General features: G+C 70.0%; 20 protein-coding genes. 10 read left to right on the forward strand and 10 right to left on the reverse strand.

Going from position 1 to position 17966, the window contains the following annotated elements; all coding sequences use genetic code 11:
• Positions 1–490: hypothetical protein (locus tag ACTYVM_RS30410; RefSeq protein WP_445529046.1), on the forward strand; the 490-nt coding region annotated here is incomplete at its 5' end.
• 91 nt (positions 491–581) lie between these two features.
• On the opposite strand, the gene ACTYVM_RS30415 is transcribed toward ACTYVM_RS30410, so the two are convergent.
• The 3 genes from ACTYVM_RS30415 to ACTYVM_RS30425 all read right to left on the reverse strand — a co-directional run bounded on the left by ACTYVM_RS30415 (position 582) and on the right by ACTYVM_RS30425 (position 2538).
• A complete protein-coding gene (locus ACTYVM_RS30415; protein ID WP_445529047.1) occupies positions 582–1049 on the reverse strand; it encodes a nuclear transport factor 2 family protein in 468 nt (155 codons plus the stop codon).
• Between the two features lie 40 nt (positions 1050–1089).
• Entirely contained in the window at positions 1090–1965 is an 876-nt protein-coding gene (locus tag ACTYVM_RS30420) for an alpha/beta fold hydrolase (protein WP_445529048.1), read from the reverse strand.
• Positions 1966–2133: 168 nt separating this feature from the next.
• Positions 2134–2538: a hypothetical protein gene (locus tag ACTYVM_RS30425; protein WP_445529049.1), complete on the reverse strand. Its 405-nt coding sequence runs from the start codon at positions 2536–2538 to the stop codon at positions 2134–2136.
• Positions 2539–2638: 100 nt separating this feature from the next.
• On the opposite strand from ACTYVM_RS30425, the gene ACTYVM_RS30430 reads away from it, so the two are divergent.
• The gene (locus tag ACTYVM_RS30430; protein WP_445529050.1) at positions 2639–3025 is read left to right on the forward strand and encodes a hypothetical protein; all 387 of its coding nucleotides are present in this window, start codon (positions 2639–2641) and stop codon (positions 3023–3025) included.
• Here ACTYVM_RS30430 and ACTYVM_RS30435 read toward each other — a convergent pair.
• On the reverse strand, positions 3003–4058 hold the full coding sequence (locus ACTYVM_RS30435; protein WP_445529051.1) for an ADP-ribosylglycohydrolase family protein: 1056 nt from the start codon (positions 4056–4058) through the stop codon (positions 3003–3005). The genes ACTYVM_RS30430 and ACTYVM_RS30435 overlap by 23 nt on opposite strands.
• 289 nt (positions 4059–4347) lie before the next feature.
• On the opposite strand from ACTYVM_RS30435, the gene ACTYVM_RS30440 reads away from it, so the two are divergent.
• Positions 4348–4731 carry a VOC family protein gene (locus ACTYVM_RS30440; RefSeq protein WP_445529052.1) on the forward strand — a complete coding sequence of 128 codons (384 nt, stop codon included), beginning with the start codon at positions 4348–4350 and terminating at the stop codon, positions 4729–4731.
• 55 nt (positions 4732–4786) lie between these two features.
• Here the strand turns inward: ACTYVM_RS30440 and ACTYVM_RS30445 are convergent, their stop codons facing one another.
• Together ACTYVM_RS30445 and ACTYVM_RS30450 are read right to left on the reverse strand one after the other, a co-directional pair.
• Positions 4787–5695, reverse strand: a complete 909-nt coding sequence (locus ACTYVM_RS30445; RefSeq protein WP_445529053.1) for a carbon-nitrogen hydrolase family protein — start codon at positions 5693–5695, stop codon at positions 4787–4789.
• Between the two features lie 2 nt (positions 5696–5697).
• Positions 5698–7197 carry an APC family permease gene (locus ACTYVM_RS30450; protein ID WP_445529054.1) on the reverse strand — a complete coding sequence of 500 codons (1500 nt, stop codon included), beginning with the start codon at positions 7195–7197 and terminating at the stop codon, positions 5698–5700.
• A gap of 188 nt (positions 7198–7385) precedes the next feature.
• Here ACTYVM_RS30450 and ACTYVM_RS30455 point away from each other — a divergent pair, with 188 nt between their 5' ends.
• The 5 genes from ACTYVM_RS30455 (at position 7386) to ACTYVM_RS30475 (ending at position 12118) form a co-directional block, all read left to right on the forward strand.
• Positions 7386–8021, forward strand: a complete 636-nt coding sequence (locus tag ACTYVM_RS30455; protein ID WP_445529055.1) for a TetR/AcrR family transcriptional regulator — start codon at positions 7386–7388, stop codon at positions 8019–8021.
• A 141-nt stretch (positions 8022–8162) separates the two neighbouring features.
• The gene (locus tag ACTYVM_RS30460) at positions 8163–8681 is read left to right on the forward strand and encodes an HAD domain-containing protein (protein ID WP_445529056.1); all 519 of its coding nucleotides are present in this window, start codon (positions 8163–8165) and stop codon (positions 8679–8681) included.
• Between the two features lie 555 nt (positions 8682–9236).
• Positions 9237–10055: an SAM-dependent methyltransferase gene (locus tag ACTYVM_RS30465; protein ID WP_445529057.1), complete on the forward strand. Its 819-nt coding sequence runs from the start codon at positions 9237–9239 to the stop codon at positions 10053–10055.
• Between the two features lie 198 nt (positions 10056–10253).
• Positions 10254–10856: a winged helix-turn-helix domain-containing protein gene (locus ACTYVM_RS30470; RefSeq protein WP_445529058.1), complete on the forward strand. Its 603-nt coding sequence runs from the start codon at positions 10254–10256 to the stop codon at positions 10854–10856.
• A 2-nt stretch (positions 10857–10858) separates the two neighbouring features.
• On the forward strand, positions 10859–12118 hold the full coding sequence (locus tag ACTYVM_RS30475; RefSeq protein WP_445529059.1) for an MFS transporter: 1260 nt from the start codon (positions 10859–10861) through the stop codon (positions 12116–12118).
• A gap of 368 nt (positions 12119–12486) precedes the next feature.
• Here ACTYVM_RS30475 and ACTYVM_RS30480 read toward each other — a convergent pair whose 3' ends face one another.
• Genes ACTYVM_RS30480 through ACTYVM_RS30490 form a run of 3 tightly spaced genes read right to left on the reverse strand, consistent with a single transcriptional unit; the run spans position 12487 to position 14487 of the window.
• Positions 12487–13011, reverse strand: coding sequence for a hypothetical protein (locus tag ACTYVM_RS30480; RefSeq protein ID WP_445529060.1), 525 nt, complete (start codon positions 13009–13011; stop codon positions 12487–12489).
• Positions 13012–13054: 43 nt separating this feature from the next.
• Positions 13055–13876, reverse strand: coding sequence for an ABC transporter permease (locus tag ACTYVM_RS30485; protein WP_445529061.1), 822 nt, complete (start codon positions 13874–13876; stop codon positions 13055–13057).
• Complete coding sequence (locus ACTYVM_RS30490) at positions 13873–14487, reverse strand: ABC transporter ATP-binding protein (RefSeq protein ID WP_445529062.1); 615 nt, start codon at positions 14485–14487, stop codon at positions 13873–13875. Before ACTYVM_RS30490 ends, ACTYVM_RS30485 begins: the two co-directional genes overlap by 4 nt.
• Before the next feature lie 296 nt (positions 14488–14783).
• Between ACTYVM_RS30490 and ACTYVM_RS30495 the strand changes: the two genes are divergently transcribed.
• Positions 14784–16160 (forward strand): flavin-containing monooxygenase, encoded by a 1377-nt coding sequence (locus ACTYVM_RS30495; RefSeq protein WP_445529063.1) that lies wholly within the window; start codon positions 14784–14786, stop codon positions 16158–16160.
• 115 nt (positions 16161–16275) lie between these two features.
• Here ACTYVM_RS30495 and ACTYVM_RS30500 read toward each other — a convergent pair whose 3' ends face one another.
• On the reverse strand, positions 16276–16911 hold the full coding sequence (locus tag ACTYVM_RS30500) for a TetR/AcrR family transcriptional regulator (protein ID WP_445529064.1): 636 nt from the start codon (positions 16909–16911) through the stop codon (positions 16276–16278).
• Positions 16912–17031: 120 nt separating this feature from the next.
• Between ACTYVM_RS30500 and ACTYVM_RS30505 the strand changes: the two genes are divergently transcribed.
• Positions 17032–17943 carry an alpha/beta fold hydrolase gene (locus tag ACTYVM_RS30505; RefSeq protein WP_445529065.1) on the forward strand — a complete coding sequence of 304 codons (912 nt, stop codon included), beginning with the start codon at positions 17032–17034 and terminating at the stop codon, positions 17941–17943.
• Positions 17944–17966 lie beyond the last annotated feature (23 nt).

Consider the following 17966-nt stretch of genomic DNA (forward strand, 5'->3'; position numbering starts at 1 on the left):
GACTGATATGAACAATCGCCTGGTGGAGGACGCGAGCGACGACAACTACGTCATGGACATCCTCGACATCACCTGCACCCCCGCGCTACCGCGCCTCGGACACCCGGTCCGCTGGGAAATGGACAGCTACCTCAAAGAGACCGTCGACCTGACCCAGGTCACCTGCAGGGTCATCATGAAGATCGGCCCCATGAAAATACTGGACAAGAGCTACAAGCTGCCCGACCTGCTCGCACACATGGGCACACACCTCTCCGGCGACACCCACCCACCCGCCGGCCCCTGGAAACAGACCTGGGACCTGCAGATCCCCAGGACAGTACCCGTGGCCAGACACCGACTCCACCTACGCGCCCGAACAGAAGACGGGAAGAACTTCCTCGCCCTCGACATCCCCGTCGCCTTCACCCACAGCTGGACCACCACCAGCGACAACATCAACCCGCCACACCGCCACGCACTCGACAGAGACCTCACCGGAGCACTCTGACCGGTCCCGGCAGCAGGCGGTGCTCCGGCGCCGTACGCGGTACGGGAAGGCGGTCGCCCGCGCCTTTGGGGCGCGGGCGGTGGCTGACGTGCTAGAACCCCAGGTCACTGAGCCCCGGGTGGTCGTCGGGACGACGGCCGAGGGGCCAGTGATACTGACGTTCCTCTTCCTTGATCGGGAGGTCGTTGATGCAGGCCAGGCGGACCCGCATCAGGCCCTCCTCGTCGAACTCCCAGTTCTCGTTCCCGTAGGAGCGGAACCAGTTGCCCGAGTCGTCGTGGCACTCGTAGGCGAAGCGTACGGCGATGTGGTTCCCGTCGTAGGCCCACAGCTCCTTGATGAGCCGGTAGTCCAGCTCCCTGGCCCACTTCCTGGTGAGAAAGGCGACGATCTCCTCGCGTCCGTTGATGAATTCAGCACGGTTGCGCCAGCGACTGCCGACGGTATAGGCGAGGGCCACACGCTCAGGGTCCCGGGTGTTCCATGCGTCCTCGGCGAGACGGACCTTCTCGATCGCGCTCTCCCGGGTGAACGGCGGAACAGGGGGCTTCGGTGCCATGGATTCTCCCAGAACGGTGCGAGCAGGGGTCTTCTGGTTCTCAGCCGCCGCCCGCGGTGGAGGCCACCCGCGATGTGTGGGCGGAACCAGCCGCGGTGGCGGCTTGGAGGACGAGGTCGGTGACCGCGTCGGGATGCGAGATCATGGCCACGTGGGAGGAGTCGATCTCCACGGTGTGAGAACCGGCGCGCCTCGCCTCGAAGCGTTCCTGATCCGGGTTGATGCTCTTGTCCTGCTTGGCGACGAGGGCCCAGGACGGAATGGACCGCCATGCTGCCGCCTTGGCCTTCTCGGAGAACGCGGCCACCGCGGCGGGCCGTTGGGTCGCTGCCATCAGATTCGTCATGCTCTGCGGCAGGTCGGCGGCGAAGACCTCGTGGAGCTTGTCCGGCCGAATGTACATGTCCGTTCCGCTGATGCCGCCGGCACGGTAGGGGACCGACGTGGTGGCGTTGGCGAGGGCGGAGGGGAATCGGGCGGCCAGGGCTGCGGGGCTCTCTCCCTTGTCGGGCATCTGGGCCGCCACGTACACCAGGGACTTGACCCGTGGGTTGCCGGCTGCCGCCGAGCTGATGACGGCGCCACCGTACGAGTGGCCCACCAGGACGATCGGGCCCTTGATGCTGTCCAGCACCGAGGCGATGTAGTCGGAGTCGCTGGACAGGCTCCGCAGCGGGTTGGCGGGCGCCACGACTCTGTAGCCGCGGCGTTGGAGTCGCGCGATGACACCGTTCCAGCTGGAGGCGTCCGCGAACGCTCCGTGCACCAGGACCACGGTGGGTTTGCCGCCGCTCGTGTCACCGGCGGCGGCGACCGGGGTTGCCGCGGACGTGCACAGAGCCACCGCGCATCCGGCGACCATGAAGGGTTTCCGACTCGTACGGCGTATGAAGCCGAGTACCAGGGATGCCGTCATGCAGGCCTTCCTTCCCATGGACCCCCACCTCTCGAGCTTTGCGCCATCCGCGTCACGCGGCCCGACGGCAGGGGCCGACGGAGTGAGAACGGCTGAGCATTCGGGTGCAAGAACGCGCCACAGGTTTCCGAGGCGTCGCCGAGGTCGCCGCCGGCTCGCCTTTGGCGATCAGCCGGGGAAGCGCACCGACTCCAGCACCCGGGTTGTCTCAGCGTGCCCCGTGTAGTCCAGAAACAGCACCCGGGAGACGGGCAGGTACCACGCCTGGGGTGAGAAGCCGTAGCCGCTCGCGCAGGCGGCCGTCCAGCGGTCGTAGGCCGCCGTGCGGTCGCCCACCGGACGCAGGCCCGATTCGACCGGCGGCGACGACGTGCCGCTGGTGATGCCGTTGAAGGACCCGTCCGCGAGGGTCGGCCGGACCGGGCAGGGCTGGACGTCGGCAGCCGCGTACCAGCCGCCGGGCTGACGAGCCGCGTAGGGCCGCAGTTCGTTGCCGGCGATGGCGCCGGACTTGACGGCGATTCCGGCGCAGCCGAGCACCGTGGGCAGCCCGGCCCGGTGTACGGGCTGCACGCAGGCATCGTTGCCGTACTGCGTCAGCGTCCAGCCCGGGGGTATCTCGAACGTCAGCCGGGCGAAGGCGCCACGGGGCCAGACGGCGCGCGTGCGGGGCGTGGCCGTGCTCTTGACGGGTGCTGGTTCCGGTGTGGGGCTGGACGTGGTGCGCGCGGGGGCGGGGCTCGGCGATGCGCTCGGCGAGGGGCTTGCCGAGGGGCTCGCCGGTGAACTCGCCGATGTCTTCGGGGTCGTGGAGGCCCCGGCCGTCGGCTCTGCGCCGGCGGCCGCGGGCTTCACCGACGCGGCCCCCTCATCGGCCGGGCCGCACGCGCTCGCGGCGACGGCCACGGTCAGGCTCGCGCCGGCCAGCAGCAGGGGTCTGAGGCGCTTCTTCATGGCGTATCCCTTCATCGCAGGCAGGAGTGTGCCATTCCTCGGCCGGGAGGCATCTCACACGTACGTAACGAAGTCCCGCCTCGTCATGGATGGTTGCCGCGGATGAACGTGCTCCCCTGTGCGTCCCAGAGTGCTCCCAGCGCCAGCAGCTCGGCCCGGTACTCGATCCGGTCGACCCACTGGGCGGGCCAGGCCTCCGCGCCCAGCCAGGCGCCCGCGAAGGCGCCGGTGAGGCAGGCGATCGAGTCCGAGTCGCCGGAGGAGCAGGCGGCTCGGCGCAGGGCGGTGACCGGCTCGTCGGGGAAGAGCAGGAAGCACAGAAGACCGGTGGCGAAGGCCTCTTCGGCGACCCAGCCCGCACCGGTGGCCAGGCACGGGTCGGCCTCCGGTGAGACGGTGCGCACGGCCTCCTGGAGCCGGTCGAGGATCTCCAGGCACTCGTCCCAGCCGCGCGCGATGAAGTGCTCGGGGGTGGGGTCCTGGGAGCGGGTCCACAGGTCGCCGAGCCAGGTGTGGTGGTAGCGGGTGCGGTTGTCGTGGGCGTATGTGCGCAGTCGGGCGACGAGTCCGGCGGGGTCGGCGCCCTGGGCGAGCAGCCGCACGGCGCGGGCAGTGAGGTCCGAGGCCGCCAGCGCCGTCGGATGGCCGTGGGTGAGCGCGGACTGCAACTGGGCCGCGCCGGCGCGCTGTTCGTCGCTGAGCCCGGGTGCGAGTCCGATGGGGGCCACACGCATGTTGGCGCCGCAGCCCTTGGAGCCGATCTGGCTGGCCTCCTGCCAGGCCCGTCCGTCCGCCTTCAGCAGGGAGCAGGCGGTCAGGCAGGTCCTGCCCGGGGCCCGGTTGTTCTGCGGCGACTGGTACCAGTCGACGAACTCCTCGCGCAGCGGCCGCACCAGCCGTTTCGGGGTGAGCACGCCCCGGTCCATGGCGGTCCTGAGCCCGTGTCCGAGCGCGAGGGTCATCTGCGTGTCGTCGGAGACGAACGCGCGCTGCGGGAGTTCCATCTCCCGCCATGGACCGCACTTGGCGAGGATCGAGGGCACGTCGTTGAACTCGGTCGGGAAGCCGAGGGCGTCCCCGAGGGCGAGTCCGGTCAGTGCTCCGGTCGCGGCGCGCTTGCCCACCGTCGTCGTGGTCATCCAGGAAGCCCCTTCCCCCGATTATCGTCAGGACGACCATAAGCCGGGGAAGAGGCTCCTCACAACCCCCGAAGCCGATCCGACCTGGCCCGACCTGACCTGGCCCGACCCGGCCCCGCGGTCGACGATGCCCTGTCGAAGTCGTGCCGTCGGCCTCGACGGCGACGGGCATGGCGCCCCACATAGTGGCGTGCGGCACGGCTCTTCCAGTACGGCGGGCGAAGCCGCCGTCTGATCTCGGTGAGAACGCGCTCGCGTGGCACGTCGTCCCCTACCTACACTGACGGGCATGGCATGCCGCATCAGTGAGCTGGTCCTCGATGCCGCCGACCCCGAACGCCTCGCCGCGTTCTGGAGCCAGGTCCTCGGCTATGTCGAACTCGGCCGGGAAGACGACGGAAGCATCGAGATCGGGCCGCCCGACACCGGCTTCGGCGGCCCGCGGCCCACACTCGTCGTCAGCCCCAGCAGCGACCCGCGGACCGCGAAGCTCCCCCTGCACATCGACGTCAGCCCCACCGACCGCGACCAGGACGCCGAGCTGGAGCGGCTGCTCGTTCTCGGCGCCAGGCCCGTCGACGTGGGCCAGACCGGCGCGGAGACTTGGCACGTCCTGGCCGATCCGGAAGGCAACGAATTCTGCCTCCTGCGCACCCGGCTCCAGCCCCTCTGACCGCGTTCGGCCGCGGCACCGCCGCCGGGCGCCCCGGTGTCCTACCCGTCGGAGGTCAGGCTCCCCCACTCGTGGTGCCCGGCTGCTCATCGGCCCAGTGCGGGGTGCGGAAGGTGCCGCCCTCGTAGGCGGGGAGCTTGATGGTGCCACCGTAGTGGGCCAGTTGGGCCCAGGGGCGGTTGAGTCCGTTGCTGCCCAGGGCGCGTACGCGGTCGACGGTGCCGAGGTCCAGGGTGTCGACCAGGATCTCCTCGCCGGGTCCGGCCTGCTGGCGGACGACGCCCTCGGGGTCGACGATCAGACTCTGGCCCGTGCCCGCCGGGTCCGCCGCGTTGACGTTGACGACGTACACCTGGTTGGTCCAGGCGTTCGCGCGGGCCATGACGAGTTCCATCTCGCGGTCGCGTGTCGTGGTCAGGGTGGGCTGAAGGATGATCTCGGCGCCGAGCCAGGCGAGTTGGCGCGCGGTCTCCGGGAAGGAGCCGTCGTAGCAGATCGCCAGGCCGATCCGGGCCACGCCGGGAATGTCGAAGACGGTGAACTCCCCGCCGGGCGCGGCCTGTTCGTACGGCTGCCAGGGGAAGACCTTGCGGTAGGCCGCGACGATCTCTCCCTCGGAGGACACGGCGAGGGCGGTGTTGTGGACGGTGCCGTCCTCGGCTCGCTCGTAGAGGGTCCCGGGTACCAGCCACAGCCCGGTCTCGACGGCCAGGTCGCGGATGCGGTCGGTCAGCGGTCCGGGCACGGTGACCGCGGCCCGGTCCATCCAGTTCTCGGCGGCCTGGAGCAGGGGGGCCTCGGCGGCGAGCATCAACTCGGGGACGACGACGAGCTGGACGTGCGGGAAGAGGCTCCGGGTGGCGCGAACCCGCTCGGCGTAGCGCTGCCAGGTGGCTTCCGGGTCGTGCGGGACCGGCGTGGTCTGAAGGGCGGCGACGGTCAGGGCACGCGGGGGCGTGGGCATGATCAGTCCTCGGTGACGATGAGCTGGGTGACAGTGGTACGTCCGTCGCTGAAGAAGCGGCGGTAGCGGGAGCGCAGGGCGAGAGCCAGGACGGCACCGAGCACGATCGAGCCGATGCCGAGCAGGAAGACGCCGCCGACACCGCCGATCGAGGTGCTTCCGTAGTGGGGGTCGATCATGTCGACGGCGCTGCGGACGAAGGCGGCAAGCATCATCAGCGCGCCGATGACGGGCAGGACGCCCTTGAGGAACAGGTCGCGCACCGAGGTGCGCAGTTCGGCGCGGAAGTGCCAGGCGCAGGCGAAGCCCGTGACGCCGTAGTAGAAGGCGATCAGCAGGCCGAGGCAGCTGATGGCGTCGCCGAGGAAGTCGGTGGACAGCGCGGTCAGGCCGACCAGGACGAACCCGGCGGCCACCGCCCAGCAGACGGTGCCGAAGGCCGGGGTGCCGAAGCGGGGGTGGATCCGGGTGAGGGCCGGTGGCAGAGCGCCGTGGGCGGCCATGGACAGGGCGCTGCGTGGACTGGCCACCAGGCAGGTGAGCAGCGCCGCGATCGCGGAGACGCAGACGGCGAGTTCGACGACCTTGGCGAGCGCACTGCCGAGCACGGGCGGGGCGAGTGCGGCCAGGGCGTCGGAGGCGGTCTGCGGATTGCCCAGGCCCAGGTTGTCCGTGCCGGTCCCGGCGAAGGCCACGGCGGAGTAGGCGGTGAACACGTAGACGCCGAGGAGTAGCACGGTGGAGAGCAGCGCGGCCCGGCCCGGGGTGCGGGTGCTGTCCTTGGTCTCCTCGTTGACGGTGATCAGGCTGTCCCAGCCCCAGTAGATGAACAGGCACAGCAGCACGCCCTCGGCCATGCGGCCCATGTCGGGGAAGGCGAAGGGGTTGATCCAGGACAGGGAGGGCGTGGCGGCGCCGTCCCGGGCGAGGGCGACGGCCCCGAAGCCGACCAGGGCCACCAGTTGCAGCCCCAGCATGAGGTACTGGGCGCTCGCCGCGAGCTGGATGCCCCGGTAGGCCAGGACGGAGACCGACGCGATGAGCAGCACGGCGGTGGCGGTGACCGCGGCGGGCCGGGCAGCCAGGGAGTCCAGGCCGAGCAGGGTGAGCAGATAGGTCGCGCCGACCTGGGACAGCGCGGCCATCGCGAGCAGCGTGGCGAACTGGGGGACCCACCCACCCGCTATCCATCCGGCGGACGGTCCGAAGGCCCGGGTGTTCCATACGAAGGTGGTTCCGCAGTCGGGCATCTCGCGGTTGAGTTCGCGGAACGCGAACGCCGTCAGCACGATCGGCACGAAGCCGAGCAGGAGTGCGGCCGGGGCCAGTTTGCCCACGGCGAGCGTGACGAAGCCCAGTGTGACGGCGATGCTGTAGGCCGGCGCGGCGGACGACAGGCCCAGGGCCATCGAGGCCATCAGGCCCACGGAGCCGTGGCGCAGTCCCTTGTCGGCGGTGGTGGAGGCGTCGGATGCGACGCCGGTCGGCGGAGCGGTACTCAAGGTGCCTCCCGGAGTGAGGGGTGTGCGACGGTGCGACGCGTCCCCCTTTCGTTAAACGCAGATTTAAGGAACCCTTCGGCTGCAACGTCAAGGGATGAGCGGGTATCTTTTTGGTCAGGTTCAGACTTCCATCACGTCGAACGGTCCGGTCGAGCGGTCCGGTCGGGCAATCCAGGGGGTACGGTTCGGTGGCACGGTCGAAGGATCAGCAGGCGCGACGGACCCAACTGAGCCAGGCGGCCCAGCGGGCGCTGCTCAGAAAGGGGCTGGAGGGGCTGCGGCTGCGCGACGTGGCCGAGGAGGCGGGCGTGACGCCGGCCGCGGTGCTGTACTACTACGACGATCTCGATCAGCTGATGCAGGAGACCTACCAGCAGGCGATCGAGCGCTTCGGCACCGAGCGGGAGTCCCTGGCGGACGCCTTCGACGACGCCCGCGACCAGTTGCGCTCCTGTATCGCCTCAGGGGTGGCCGCCGGCCCCGAGGATGAACTGCCCCGGCTGCTGTTCGAATACTGGCCGCGCAGCCTGCGCGACCCTCGGGCGGCGGCACTCGACAGCAGCCTGACGGAGCGTCAGGTCTCCGCCTACAACGGCATCCTGGTCCTCGGCCGGGCGCAGGGCCACTTCAGCCTCACCACGCCGCCCCGGGTCATCGCGGCCTGCCTCGTCGCCATGGAAGACGGCTTCCAGATGGATATCCTGGCCGGCCGCCGAACCCGCCCCGAGGTCATTTCGGCCCTGTACTCCTACGTGCACGCCGTCACCGGCTGCGACCTCACCGCCGACGAGCAGGGGTCCGGTCTCCACGCCGACCGACCATGACCAGCACCTGACCGCCGGCAGGATGTGCCCCGTGTGCGGGGCGGGCCACTCCCCGAAATCCTCCGGCGCCCACCGGGGAGAACGGACCGCCCAGGGCGGAGAGTGTCACTCACTCCCCCGCCACGCCGCTATCGTGCCACCGTGACAAGCGCAGCGGAGCGCCCCTTCCTCTTCCTCGACGTTGACGGTCCACTCATCCCGTTCGGGTCGTCGTCCGATCCCCTGCCGGCCCCTGCTTCCGGCTTCCACCCGTCCCTCGACGAGGGGAACCCGCTGCTGGCGCGGCTCGATCCCGGTCTTGGGCCGCGCCTCATGGCCCTGGGTTGCCACCTCGTGTGGGCCTCCACATGGATGGAGGAAGCGAACGAGGTCGTCGCCCCACGCCTCGGGCTGCCGAGGCTGCCCGTCGTGGAGTGGCCGGACATCTGCGCCGACGACAGCCCGCACGGCCTGCACTGGAAGACCCGCCGCCTTGTCGAGTGGGCCGACCGCCGGCCGTTCATCTGGGTCGACGACGAGATCAGCACCATGGACCGCCTCTGGGTCGCTGCCCAACATCCCGGGCCGTCGCTCCTGCATCGCGTCGCCCCGACCAGAGGTCTCGTGGACGCCGACTTCCGCGCGCTCACCGATTGGCTCCGTACCGCTGCGCCAAGCTGAGTGCCGGGTCGCAGTCGTCCGGGAGATCGGCGCCGGTCGCATGGCGCCAGGCCGTGTCCTCTCCAGTGGGACCGGACCAGGCTGGGAGAAGGCCGACGTCGTCAGGGGTGGTGGCCGCGTGAAGTCGGGCCAGCGTCTCGGCATAGCCAACGGCCCAGTCGTCGGGCGGCGGTTGACCGTCCAAGTGCTCCACCGTTCGACGGGGTCGGCGCCAAGGAGCTTTGGCACGACGGGCGGGCCAACCCGGCAGGCGAGCCGCAGCGCAGCCACCTCGCGGGCATCTCTCCCAGCGGCCTCCGGGCCCTCGACGAGCTGCTTGACCACCACCAGCGTGCCGGACAGATCGGCCCGTCACACCCGTGATCGCGGACTGCCGGCCAGCCTGCGAGCCCGGCGCGGCGAACCCAGGTCAGCCCGCAGCCCTTCCCCGAACGGCAGCCGTGCTCACATGGCCACATGTTCCCACGCGCACGCGAACAGGTGGAGGAGCGCGATCGGCCGCGGGCTGACGGAAAGTGATGATCGGCGGGCCGCGTCGCGGGCAGGATGGTCGCCATGACCGTTGACGGCTCCTCCATCGACTCCACCAAGCCCAGCATCGCCCGCGTCTACGACTACCTGCTCGGCGGCAAGGACAACTACGCCGCTGACCGGGAGATCGGCGACGTGTTCAAACGCGACCTTCCCGGTTCGGTGGCCATCGCCTTCGCCAACCGCGCGGCGCTGACCCGGGCGGTCGAGGAGATGGCGACGACCACCGGTGTACGGCAGTTCATCGACCTGGGCAGTGGTCTTCCGACCGCCGACAACGTCCACCAGGTCGCGCAACGCCACGCTCCCGAGTCCCGGGTCGTGTACGTCGACACCGACCCCCAGGTGCTGGTCCACGGCCGGGCACTGCTGGAGGAGAACGAGCGGACCCGGGTCGTCCCCCTCGATGTGCGGAACCCCGAGGACATCCGCACCCACCCGGACACCCTGGACCTGATCGACTTCGAACGCCCCGTCGCCGTCGTCTTCAGCGCCATCCTCCACCACGTCAACGACGAGGAGGACCCGGCCTCAATCGTCCGCTACTGGCGCGACCAGGTGCCCTCCGGGAGCTACTTCTTCGTCAGCCACTTCCGTTCCGGCAACAACCCGGAGACGGCGGAGGCCGAGAGAGTCCTCCAGCAGACCTTCGGCCGCGGCCGGTGGCGCACCGACGAGGAGATCGCCTCCCTGCTGGACGGTCTGGAGATCCTGGAACCCGGGATCGTTCCCGCGCCGTTGTGGCGTCCGGACGTGGTGGAGGGCCCGTGGCACGGCGGCGGCGAACGGGAACTCACCGTCTGGGAGCGACTCATCGCCGCCGGGCTGGCCCGGAAAGCGTAGCCCCGTCGCACTACCGCCTCGTGTGCGGTGCTCGGCCGTCGGTCCGCCCGACGTTGCCGACCCGGAGATGCCTGCCGAACACCCGCGGCACAGCACGTGGGGTCAGTCCCCGCAGACCAGTCACGTGATGGTCGCTTCCTGCGCGACCGGAGCACAGCACCTTTCGAAAGACACGTTTCGAGCGTAGAGTCTCGAAACATGTCTTTCGACGCTGCAGGCGCTGCTCCACGTGAGCATCGCAAGCTCACCGACCCAAAGGCCATGCGGGCCGTTGCACACCCCACCCGCCTCGCTCTGCTCGAAGCGCTGAACCGGCGCGAGCCGCTGACCGCGACCGAAGCCGCCGAGATGGTGGGAGAGTCCCCGACGAACTGTGCCTTCCACTTGCGCACCCTCGCGAAGTACGGCTTCGTCGAGGAAGCGGGAGGCGGCACCGGTCGCAGTCGCCCCTGGCGGCGTGCCCACATCGGCTTCACGGTCGACGATTCCGGCCCGGAAGGGGCGATCGCCGCGGCTGCGCTCGGCACCATGCTGTGGGACTCCTGGCTGGAACGGATCCGCAAGATCGGCGCCATGCGGTACGCGTTCCCCGAGCATTGGAGCAAGATCACCAGTGCTGCCGAGTCGGTCTTCTATCTGACCCCTGAGGAAGCCGAATCCTTCAAGGAAGAGCTGACTGCCCTTACCTTTCGCTACCGCGAGCGCCTTGACGATCCGTCGCTGCGCCCCGAGGGCTCCCTTGCAATGGAGCTGATCCAGTTCACGTTCCCCGCCGACGCCCCGCGAACGCTGGAGGATTGACCGTGCGTGCACTACTCGCTCGCCGCGACGTCCGCCTGTTCCTCCTTGCCAGGCTGATCGACACCGCCGGGAGCAATGCCCTGTGGATCGCCCTCGGCGTCCACGTCAAGGAACTCACCGGCAGCAACTCGGCGGCCGGCCTTACCTTCTTCGCCTTCATTCTCGGCACCCTGGGGGCACCTCTGGGCGGCGTGCTGGTGGACCGACTGCGTCGTCGGCCGCTCCTGATCGTCCTGAACCTGGTCTCCGCGGTGCTGGTCCTGCCGCTGTTACTGGTGCACGACCGCCACGGCGTCTGGATCTGCTACGTCGTCATGACTCTGTACGGGCTGGCCAACGGCGCTACCAGTTCGGCCATGACCGCACTCACCCAGACGCTGATCCCGCCGAAGCACCTGGGCGATGTCAACGGCCTCCTGCAGACCTTGCTGCAGGGTCTGCGGCTGATCGCGCCGCTCTTGGGTGCGGGCGTGTTGTCCGCGTTCGGCCTGGGTCCGTTGGTCGTGGGCGACGCGGCGACCTTCGCTCTCGCAGCCCTGCTGATTGCACGGATCCGACAGCAGGAGGATCGCCCGCAGCCGGCTCAGCACGAGGAAACCGGCGCCCAGATCGCCGCCGGCTTCCGTTACATCGCACGGGCCCCCGTCCTGCGCCAGTTGACCGTCGCCGTCGTGCTCGCCATTGTCGCCTTCGGCTTCTCCGAGTCAGTGCTCTTCGCCGTCGTCGACGCGGGGCTGCACCGCCCACCGGCCTTCCTCGGTGTCCTCAGTTCCTTGCAAGGTGCGGGGGCGATAGGAGCCGGGGTTGCCGCCGCAGTGCTCATGCGGCGTGCGGGGGAAGCGCTGACGGTGGTGTTCGGCCTGGCCTTCGCCGCCGCGGGCTTCCTGCTGAGTGCCGTCCCCTCTTTGCTCGCGGTCGCGCCGGGCACCGTGTTCATCGGCGCCAGCCTGCCTTTGATCATTGCGGGCGCCATGACCGCCTTCCAACGGCGCACGCCCGCCTCGCTGATGGGGCGAACCGATGCCGCGTTGAACGTGCTGATAGGGATACCGCAGACGGCGGCCATCGCCGCCGGAGCGGCTTTGATCGCGCTGGTGGACTATCGCGTCATGCTCGCCGTGATGGCGGTCCTGATGGCCTCTTCGGCGCTCTACCTGGCCACGCGCAGCATCCGCCGTCCGACCGAGTCCGTAGTCACCGCGAAACCGGCACAAGAGCCGGGCGAAGCAGCGCCGGAAGCTTCACCACCGCATCGTGGGTGAAGTCAGCGCCCCTCGGCGGCGGCTGCCCGGGGCATCTCCTTGACGCGGCGGGACGCCAGATGCGCCGGGTTGCAGGGCCGGTGGACGCAGGTGTCGCACAGGGTGGCGCACTGGCGTACGACACCGGTGCGCCGGTCGGCGCGAGTTCCTCCAACTGCTTCGCCGTCTGCCGCTTGCGTTCTTCCGAGGCGGCGATCTCCACGGCCACGTCCGGGATGCCGTCTGTCACGGCCGCCTCCCGGACACCTACTTCGACTTCCCCGTCACCAGGCGGTCCCTCACGGCGAGGGGCTGAACCGCCCGGCGCAACCGGGGCGCCGGGGCGCTTCCGTGCCGTCGGCGACGGGGGCGTCGTCCGCCGGGTCCTGCTACCAGCCGGCCTTGACCCCGTTGTAGGCCTTGCGGCAGTCGGTGTTGGTGGCCTCCGTCGAGAGCTTCTGCATGGTGTTCTGCCAGACCTTCTTGGCCACCTTCTCCAACTCCCGCGTCTGGGCGGGGATGTTCGGGGCGTACTTCTTGATCGTCCCGATGGCGGAGGCGGTGAACTTGTTGCACGCGGGTCCGGCGGCGTTCCGGTAGCGGGTGTCCAGGTCCGTGGCCACCGCCTGGCCGTTCTTGGTGGCCCAGTCGTTCCAGGCCGCGCACGCCTCCTGGGTGAAGGCCTGCTGGTCGGCGTCGCTCAGGTTCATGACCTCGACCAGCATGGCGTTCTGGACCTTGTCGGGGACCGTGAAGTCCGTGACGGGGAACTTGTCGAGGGTGGTAAGCAGCGCCTCCTGACACGCGGGCGGCAGCGGGGCCGCCGCCTGCGCGGAGGCGGGGCAGACCAGGGCCGAGGCGGACAGGAAGGCCGTGGTGAGGACCGTGCGCCGGACGGTACGCGACAGCGTCATGGGGGTGCTCCTTGCGTGAAGAATGTGACGGTTCGAGGGGGAATCAACTCCCGGTTGGAGAACGATCATTGGGACCGCAGGACACGGCGGCCCGTGCCCGTACCGGCGGGAGCGCGTCACGGGTGCGGCGGCGGAAGACCATGAGCCCGGCCAGCGCCGCCCCGGTGAGCCAGAGCGACTGGATCGCGAGGCCTTGGGCCACCGGCGCGGTGGAGAAGGCCGCGGACATACTGGCCTGCACGGCTCCGTACGACGGCAGGAAGCGCACGACGGCGCTGTCCGACCCCGAACTCGACAGGGGGTTCTGCAGGGCGACGTCGATGACGCTGATCATCAGGATGGCGAACATGCCCTCCACCTCGCGGCGGAGCACCGAGCCGAAGACCACTCCGAGCGCGCCGTAGGTCAGGGCGGCGCAGAACAGCGCGGCGGTGAGCATGAGGGGCTGCCGGGGGGACCAGGCGAAGCCGGCGGCGGCCGTGGCGTATGCGGCGACGGCGGCGCAGACCAGGGTGAGCGCGGAGAGCTTGGCGAGGACGAGGTGGTGGCGCGGGTACCCCGCCATGGCCAGGCGCCGGTCGAAGGCACCGCCCGTGAAGGTGGCGGCGAACATCATGAACCCGGCGATCAGCGTCACCGCGTTCAGGGCGCCGGTGATCTGGGTGAGGTGGTTGCCCGGTGGGGTCAGGACCTCGCCCGTGGCCCGAAGCCGGAACGGTGCCGGCCGGTCGGGAATGGTCACGTAGGCCAGGGCGATCCACACGGGGATGTACACCACCACCAGCAGCATCGCGAACCGGTTGCGGGCGTGGCCGATCAGCGCGTACCGGGAGGCCGTGGTGAACAGCGACCAGTGCCGCCTCATGCCGCCGCCTCCGCGCACCGGTCCCGGTGGTTCAGGCGCCCGTACTCCAGGCGCCACAGCTGGTCCAGCCGGTCGATGTCGTACGCCAGGTGCGAGACGACCAGCACCGAGCGCCCGGCGTCGCGCAGCCTCGTCGCCAGCTCCCAGAAGCGCAGGTACGTCTCCCAGTCGAAGCCCTGGTAGGGCTCGTCCAGCAGCAGTACGTCCGGGTCGTGCATAAGCGCGAGGGTCAGGTTCAGCTTCTGCCGTGAGCCGCCGCTGAGCAGACCCGCACGCTGGTCGAGGTATTCGGTGAAGGCCAGGGTCTCCATCACCTCCTCGGCCCGCCGCAGGTCCGCGAGCCCGAAGGCGTGCCGGAAGAAGTCCAGGTGCTGGCGGACGGTGAACGCGTCGTCGAGGACGACGGACTGCGGGCAGTAGCCGAACCGGCCGCTGTGGCGCACCGAGCCCCGGTCCGGCCTGAGTTCACCGGAGAGGATCTTCAGCAGCGTCGTCTTGCCGGCGCCGTTCTCCCCGACGATCCCGGCGAGGACGCCGGGCCGCAGCCGGAGGTCGACTCCCCGTAGAACGGCGTGCTGCCGGTAGGAGTGGTGCACATCTGAGACGTCCATCGCGCTGCTCCGTCGTGCCAAGGTCTTCCGGATGGCCACGGAACCGGTCCGCGTCGTCCGAGTCGGCGGCGGAACCGGCCCGCTGGTTCCCAACGAGCAGGCGGCGCAGGGGAAACGGCGCCGGGAACGGCCCGGTTCCACGGCGTCAATCCGGTGCGCACCACGTCACGCGTGCGGCGCTCTCACCGGCGGAGGCGGGTCTCACGGCGACTGGGGGCGACTAGCGTGACCGGGACCGGGGGGCCGGCTGGTCCGCGCGCCCGGGTTCCACTCCGGTCCAGGAAGGTCGGTCAGTCGTGCGGAGAACATGTGTGATCGGCGCCGGCCCGTCCGGCCTGGCCGCGAGCAAGGTCCTCGCCTCGCGGAACGTTCCGTTCGACTGCTTCGAGGCGGGGTCGGGCATCGGCGGACTGTGGCGGTACGGCAACGACAACGGTATGTCGGGGGTGTACGCGTCGCTGCACGCGAACATCTCGAAGGAAAGCATGTCCTTCTCCTCCCTCGCCATGCCCGGGACCTGCCCGGTCTTTCCGCACCACAGCGCGGTCCTGGCCTATCTGGAGGACTACGCCGCGTCGTTCGGCCTGCACCGCCACATCGTGTGCGGCACGGAGGTCACCTCGGTGCGGCCCCTGGACGACGGCTGCTGGGAGGTGGTCTGCCGGCGCCGCGGCGCCGCGGCCGGGGAGCCGCGGCGCTACTCCGCTGTGGTGGTGGCCAACGGGCACCACTGGGATCCGCGCCTCCCGGCACCGGCCGTGCCTGGTGCGGAGGGGTTCGAGGGGACCGCGATCCACTCGCACGACTACCGCACCCCCGCCCCGTACGCCGGTCGGCGGGTGCTGGTGATCGGCATGGGCAACTCCGGGTGCGAGATCGCGGCGGAGATCTCGCGCACGGCGGCGCGGACGTTCCTCTCCGCGCGCGACCCGGCGCACCTCTTCCCCAAGATGCTGCTCGGCCGTCCGGCGGACCATCTGGTGTGGAGTCCGCTGTCCGATGTCCCGAGGTTTCTGAAGGACCCGGGGCTGCGGCTCCTCCTGCGACTCACCCGTGGCGCCCCGGCTCGGTACGGGCTCCCCGAACCGGACCGCGGGCCCCTCGCCCGCCACCCCTCGACCTCCGACGAACTCCTCGTCCAACTGGCCCGGGGCGCGGTCACACCGAAGCCCGGTGTCCGTTCGTTCGGCCGGGACACGGCGGTGTTCACGGACGGCAGCCGTGAACCGGTGGACGCGGTCGTGTACGCCACGGGCTACAAGATCTCGTTCCCCTTCCTGGAGCCCTCCGTGTTCGCCGCCCCCGACGGCCGCACGGAGCTGTATCTGCGGACGGTCCCGCCCCGCGTTCCCGGGCTCTATTTCATGGGGCTCGCGCAGCCCTCCGGTGCGGCCTTCCCGCTGCTCGAACCGCAGGCGGAGTGGATCGCCGAGCTGATCGAGGGCGCGGTCGCCCTGCCGTCACCCGCGGACATGACGCGGGCGATCGCGCGCGAGTGGCGCCGCCATCGCAGGACGTACGTGTCCTCCTACCGCCACGGGATCGAAATCGACTTCCGCTCCTACCGAAGGGCCCTGCGCCTCGAACGGCGAGCAGGCAGACGGCGCGCACGCCGCACCGTCCCGGCTCCTTCCGCGGTGACCGGCGGCGCCCCGGCGGCCGACGCCCTGTGATCCGCTGCGGCTGAGCGCTTCCCTGCGCGCCGAGGCCAGGCAGGCCCTGGCCTGGCGAGTGCAGGCTCTGCGGCAGGCCCCCTCAACAGACGGGGCGTTGTTCCGAGAAGCGACCTCACTCCCGCGTCCGCGTCTTCGCGCCGGCAAGGGTTCCTCGGAAGATTCGGTCCAGGTGATGGTCCAGAACCGCGGCGGCCGACTCCGGGCTGCGCTGGCCGACAAGGATGCTGGTCCCGAGTCCCGCAGACATGGCGAGCAGGCTGACGGCTTCCAGAGGCGCGTCCACGCCGGGCTGGACGAGATCGCCCTCCTGCGCCTGCTGGAGGAGAGCGACCAGGGCGCTCTCGGCCGCATCGGGGTTCGCGATGAAGGGCTGGGCGGCGAGCACCTTGTCGGTGACGGACAGAACGGCGTACGAGGTGTAGACGAGGTGGAAGGTGCGGCTCTCCTCGTCGGTCGGCAAGGCCGCCGTCAGTATCGCCTCGATCACCGCGCGCGGTCCCGGATGGTCGCCGACGGCCCGAACCCGGGCGGTGACCCGCTCCCCAAACCTCTCGGCCAAATGCTGCAGCCCGTAGAGCAGCAGCTTCTCCTTGGTCTCGAAGTAGTACTGCACGAGTCGCAGCGAGACGCCCGCCTCCGCTGCCACATCGCGCATACCCACGGCATGCAGCCCGCGTCGCGCCGCCACCCGAAGAAGCGCCTCGGCGATCTCGGTGCGCCGCTCTGTGTGGTCCACGCGCTTGGGCATCGACCGCCCCTCCGCTCGCTGTTTCCACTGGACGGGTCCGCCCCGTCCCAGCTTGATGATACATCCGTACCATCAAGGTGATACGTTCGTACCACAAAGAATCGACACCCGGAGGTGGACATGCCCCCGACCCCGACCCGCTCCCAGGCCGATGTCGGCCGTTATGTGAGCGACGCCTGGCGCGACCGCTACCTTGCGGCCTGCGACGCGGTCTATGCGCTGGGAGCTCCCGCTCACGCCGAAACGGACGTGGAGACTTCCTTCGGCACCACGCACGTCTACCGGTACGGCCCCACGGACCCGGCCGCCCAGTCACGCACCCCCGTCGTCCTGGTGCACGGAGCGGGCTCCTGCTCTGCCATGTGGTACCCGAACACCCCCGCCCTCAGCGCCGCCCGCCCGGTCTACGCGATCGACACCCCGGGCGATCCCGGCCGCAGTGTCCAGAGCGCGCCCATCCATCAACCCGAACGCGCCGCTCAGTGGCTGGACGAGACGCTTGCCGCGCTGGGGCTTGAACGCGCGCACCTGGTCGGCTCCTCCTACGGCGGATGGCTCGCTCTCAACCAAGCGCAGCGCAGGCCCGACCGCCTCGCCTCGGTCTCACTCCTCGACCCCGGCGGCCTGGAGAGAGTAGGTCTGCGCTTCTTCGTGTGGATCTTCGCCAGCCTGTTCGCGACCTTCGCACCCAAGGCGCTGCGCCCACGACTGGCAGCGTGGCTGGAACAGCCGGTCCTCGTCGTGCCAGAGCTGCGCGCCATGATCAGGCTGGGCGTTCGCGCGTACCGCATACGCCGTCCCGCCCCACTGCCTCTGACCGAGGACGAACTGTCCACCCTCCACACCCCGCTCTACCTGGCGCTCGGCAAGCGAAGCCTCCTCGTGCACCCGCACAGGCAAGTCGAGCGCGTCCCACGCCTGATACCCGGCGCCCGGGCCGAAATCATCTCCGACACCGGCCACGGACCCCAGATCGACCACGCGGACGAGATCAACCGCAGGATGCTGAGCTTCATGGACTCCGTCGACTGACAATGACGTAACCCCCGTGCCGC

The sequence above is a fragment of the Streptomyces cyslabdanicus genome (assembly GCF_052663305.1).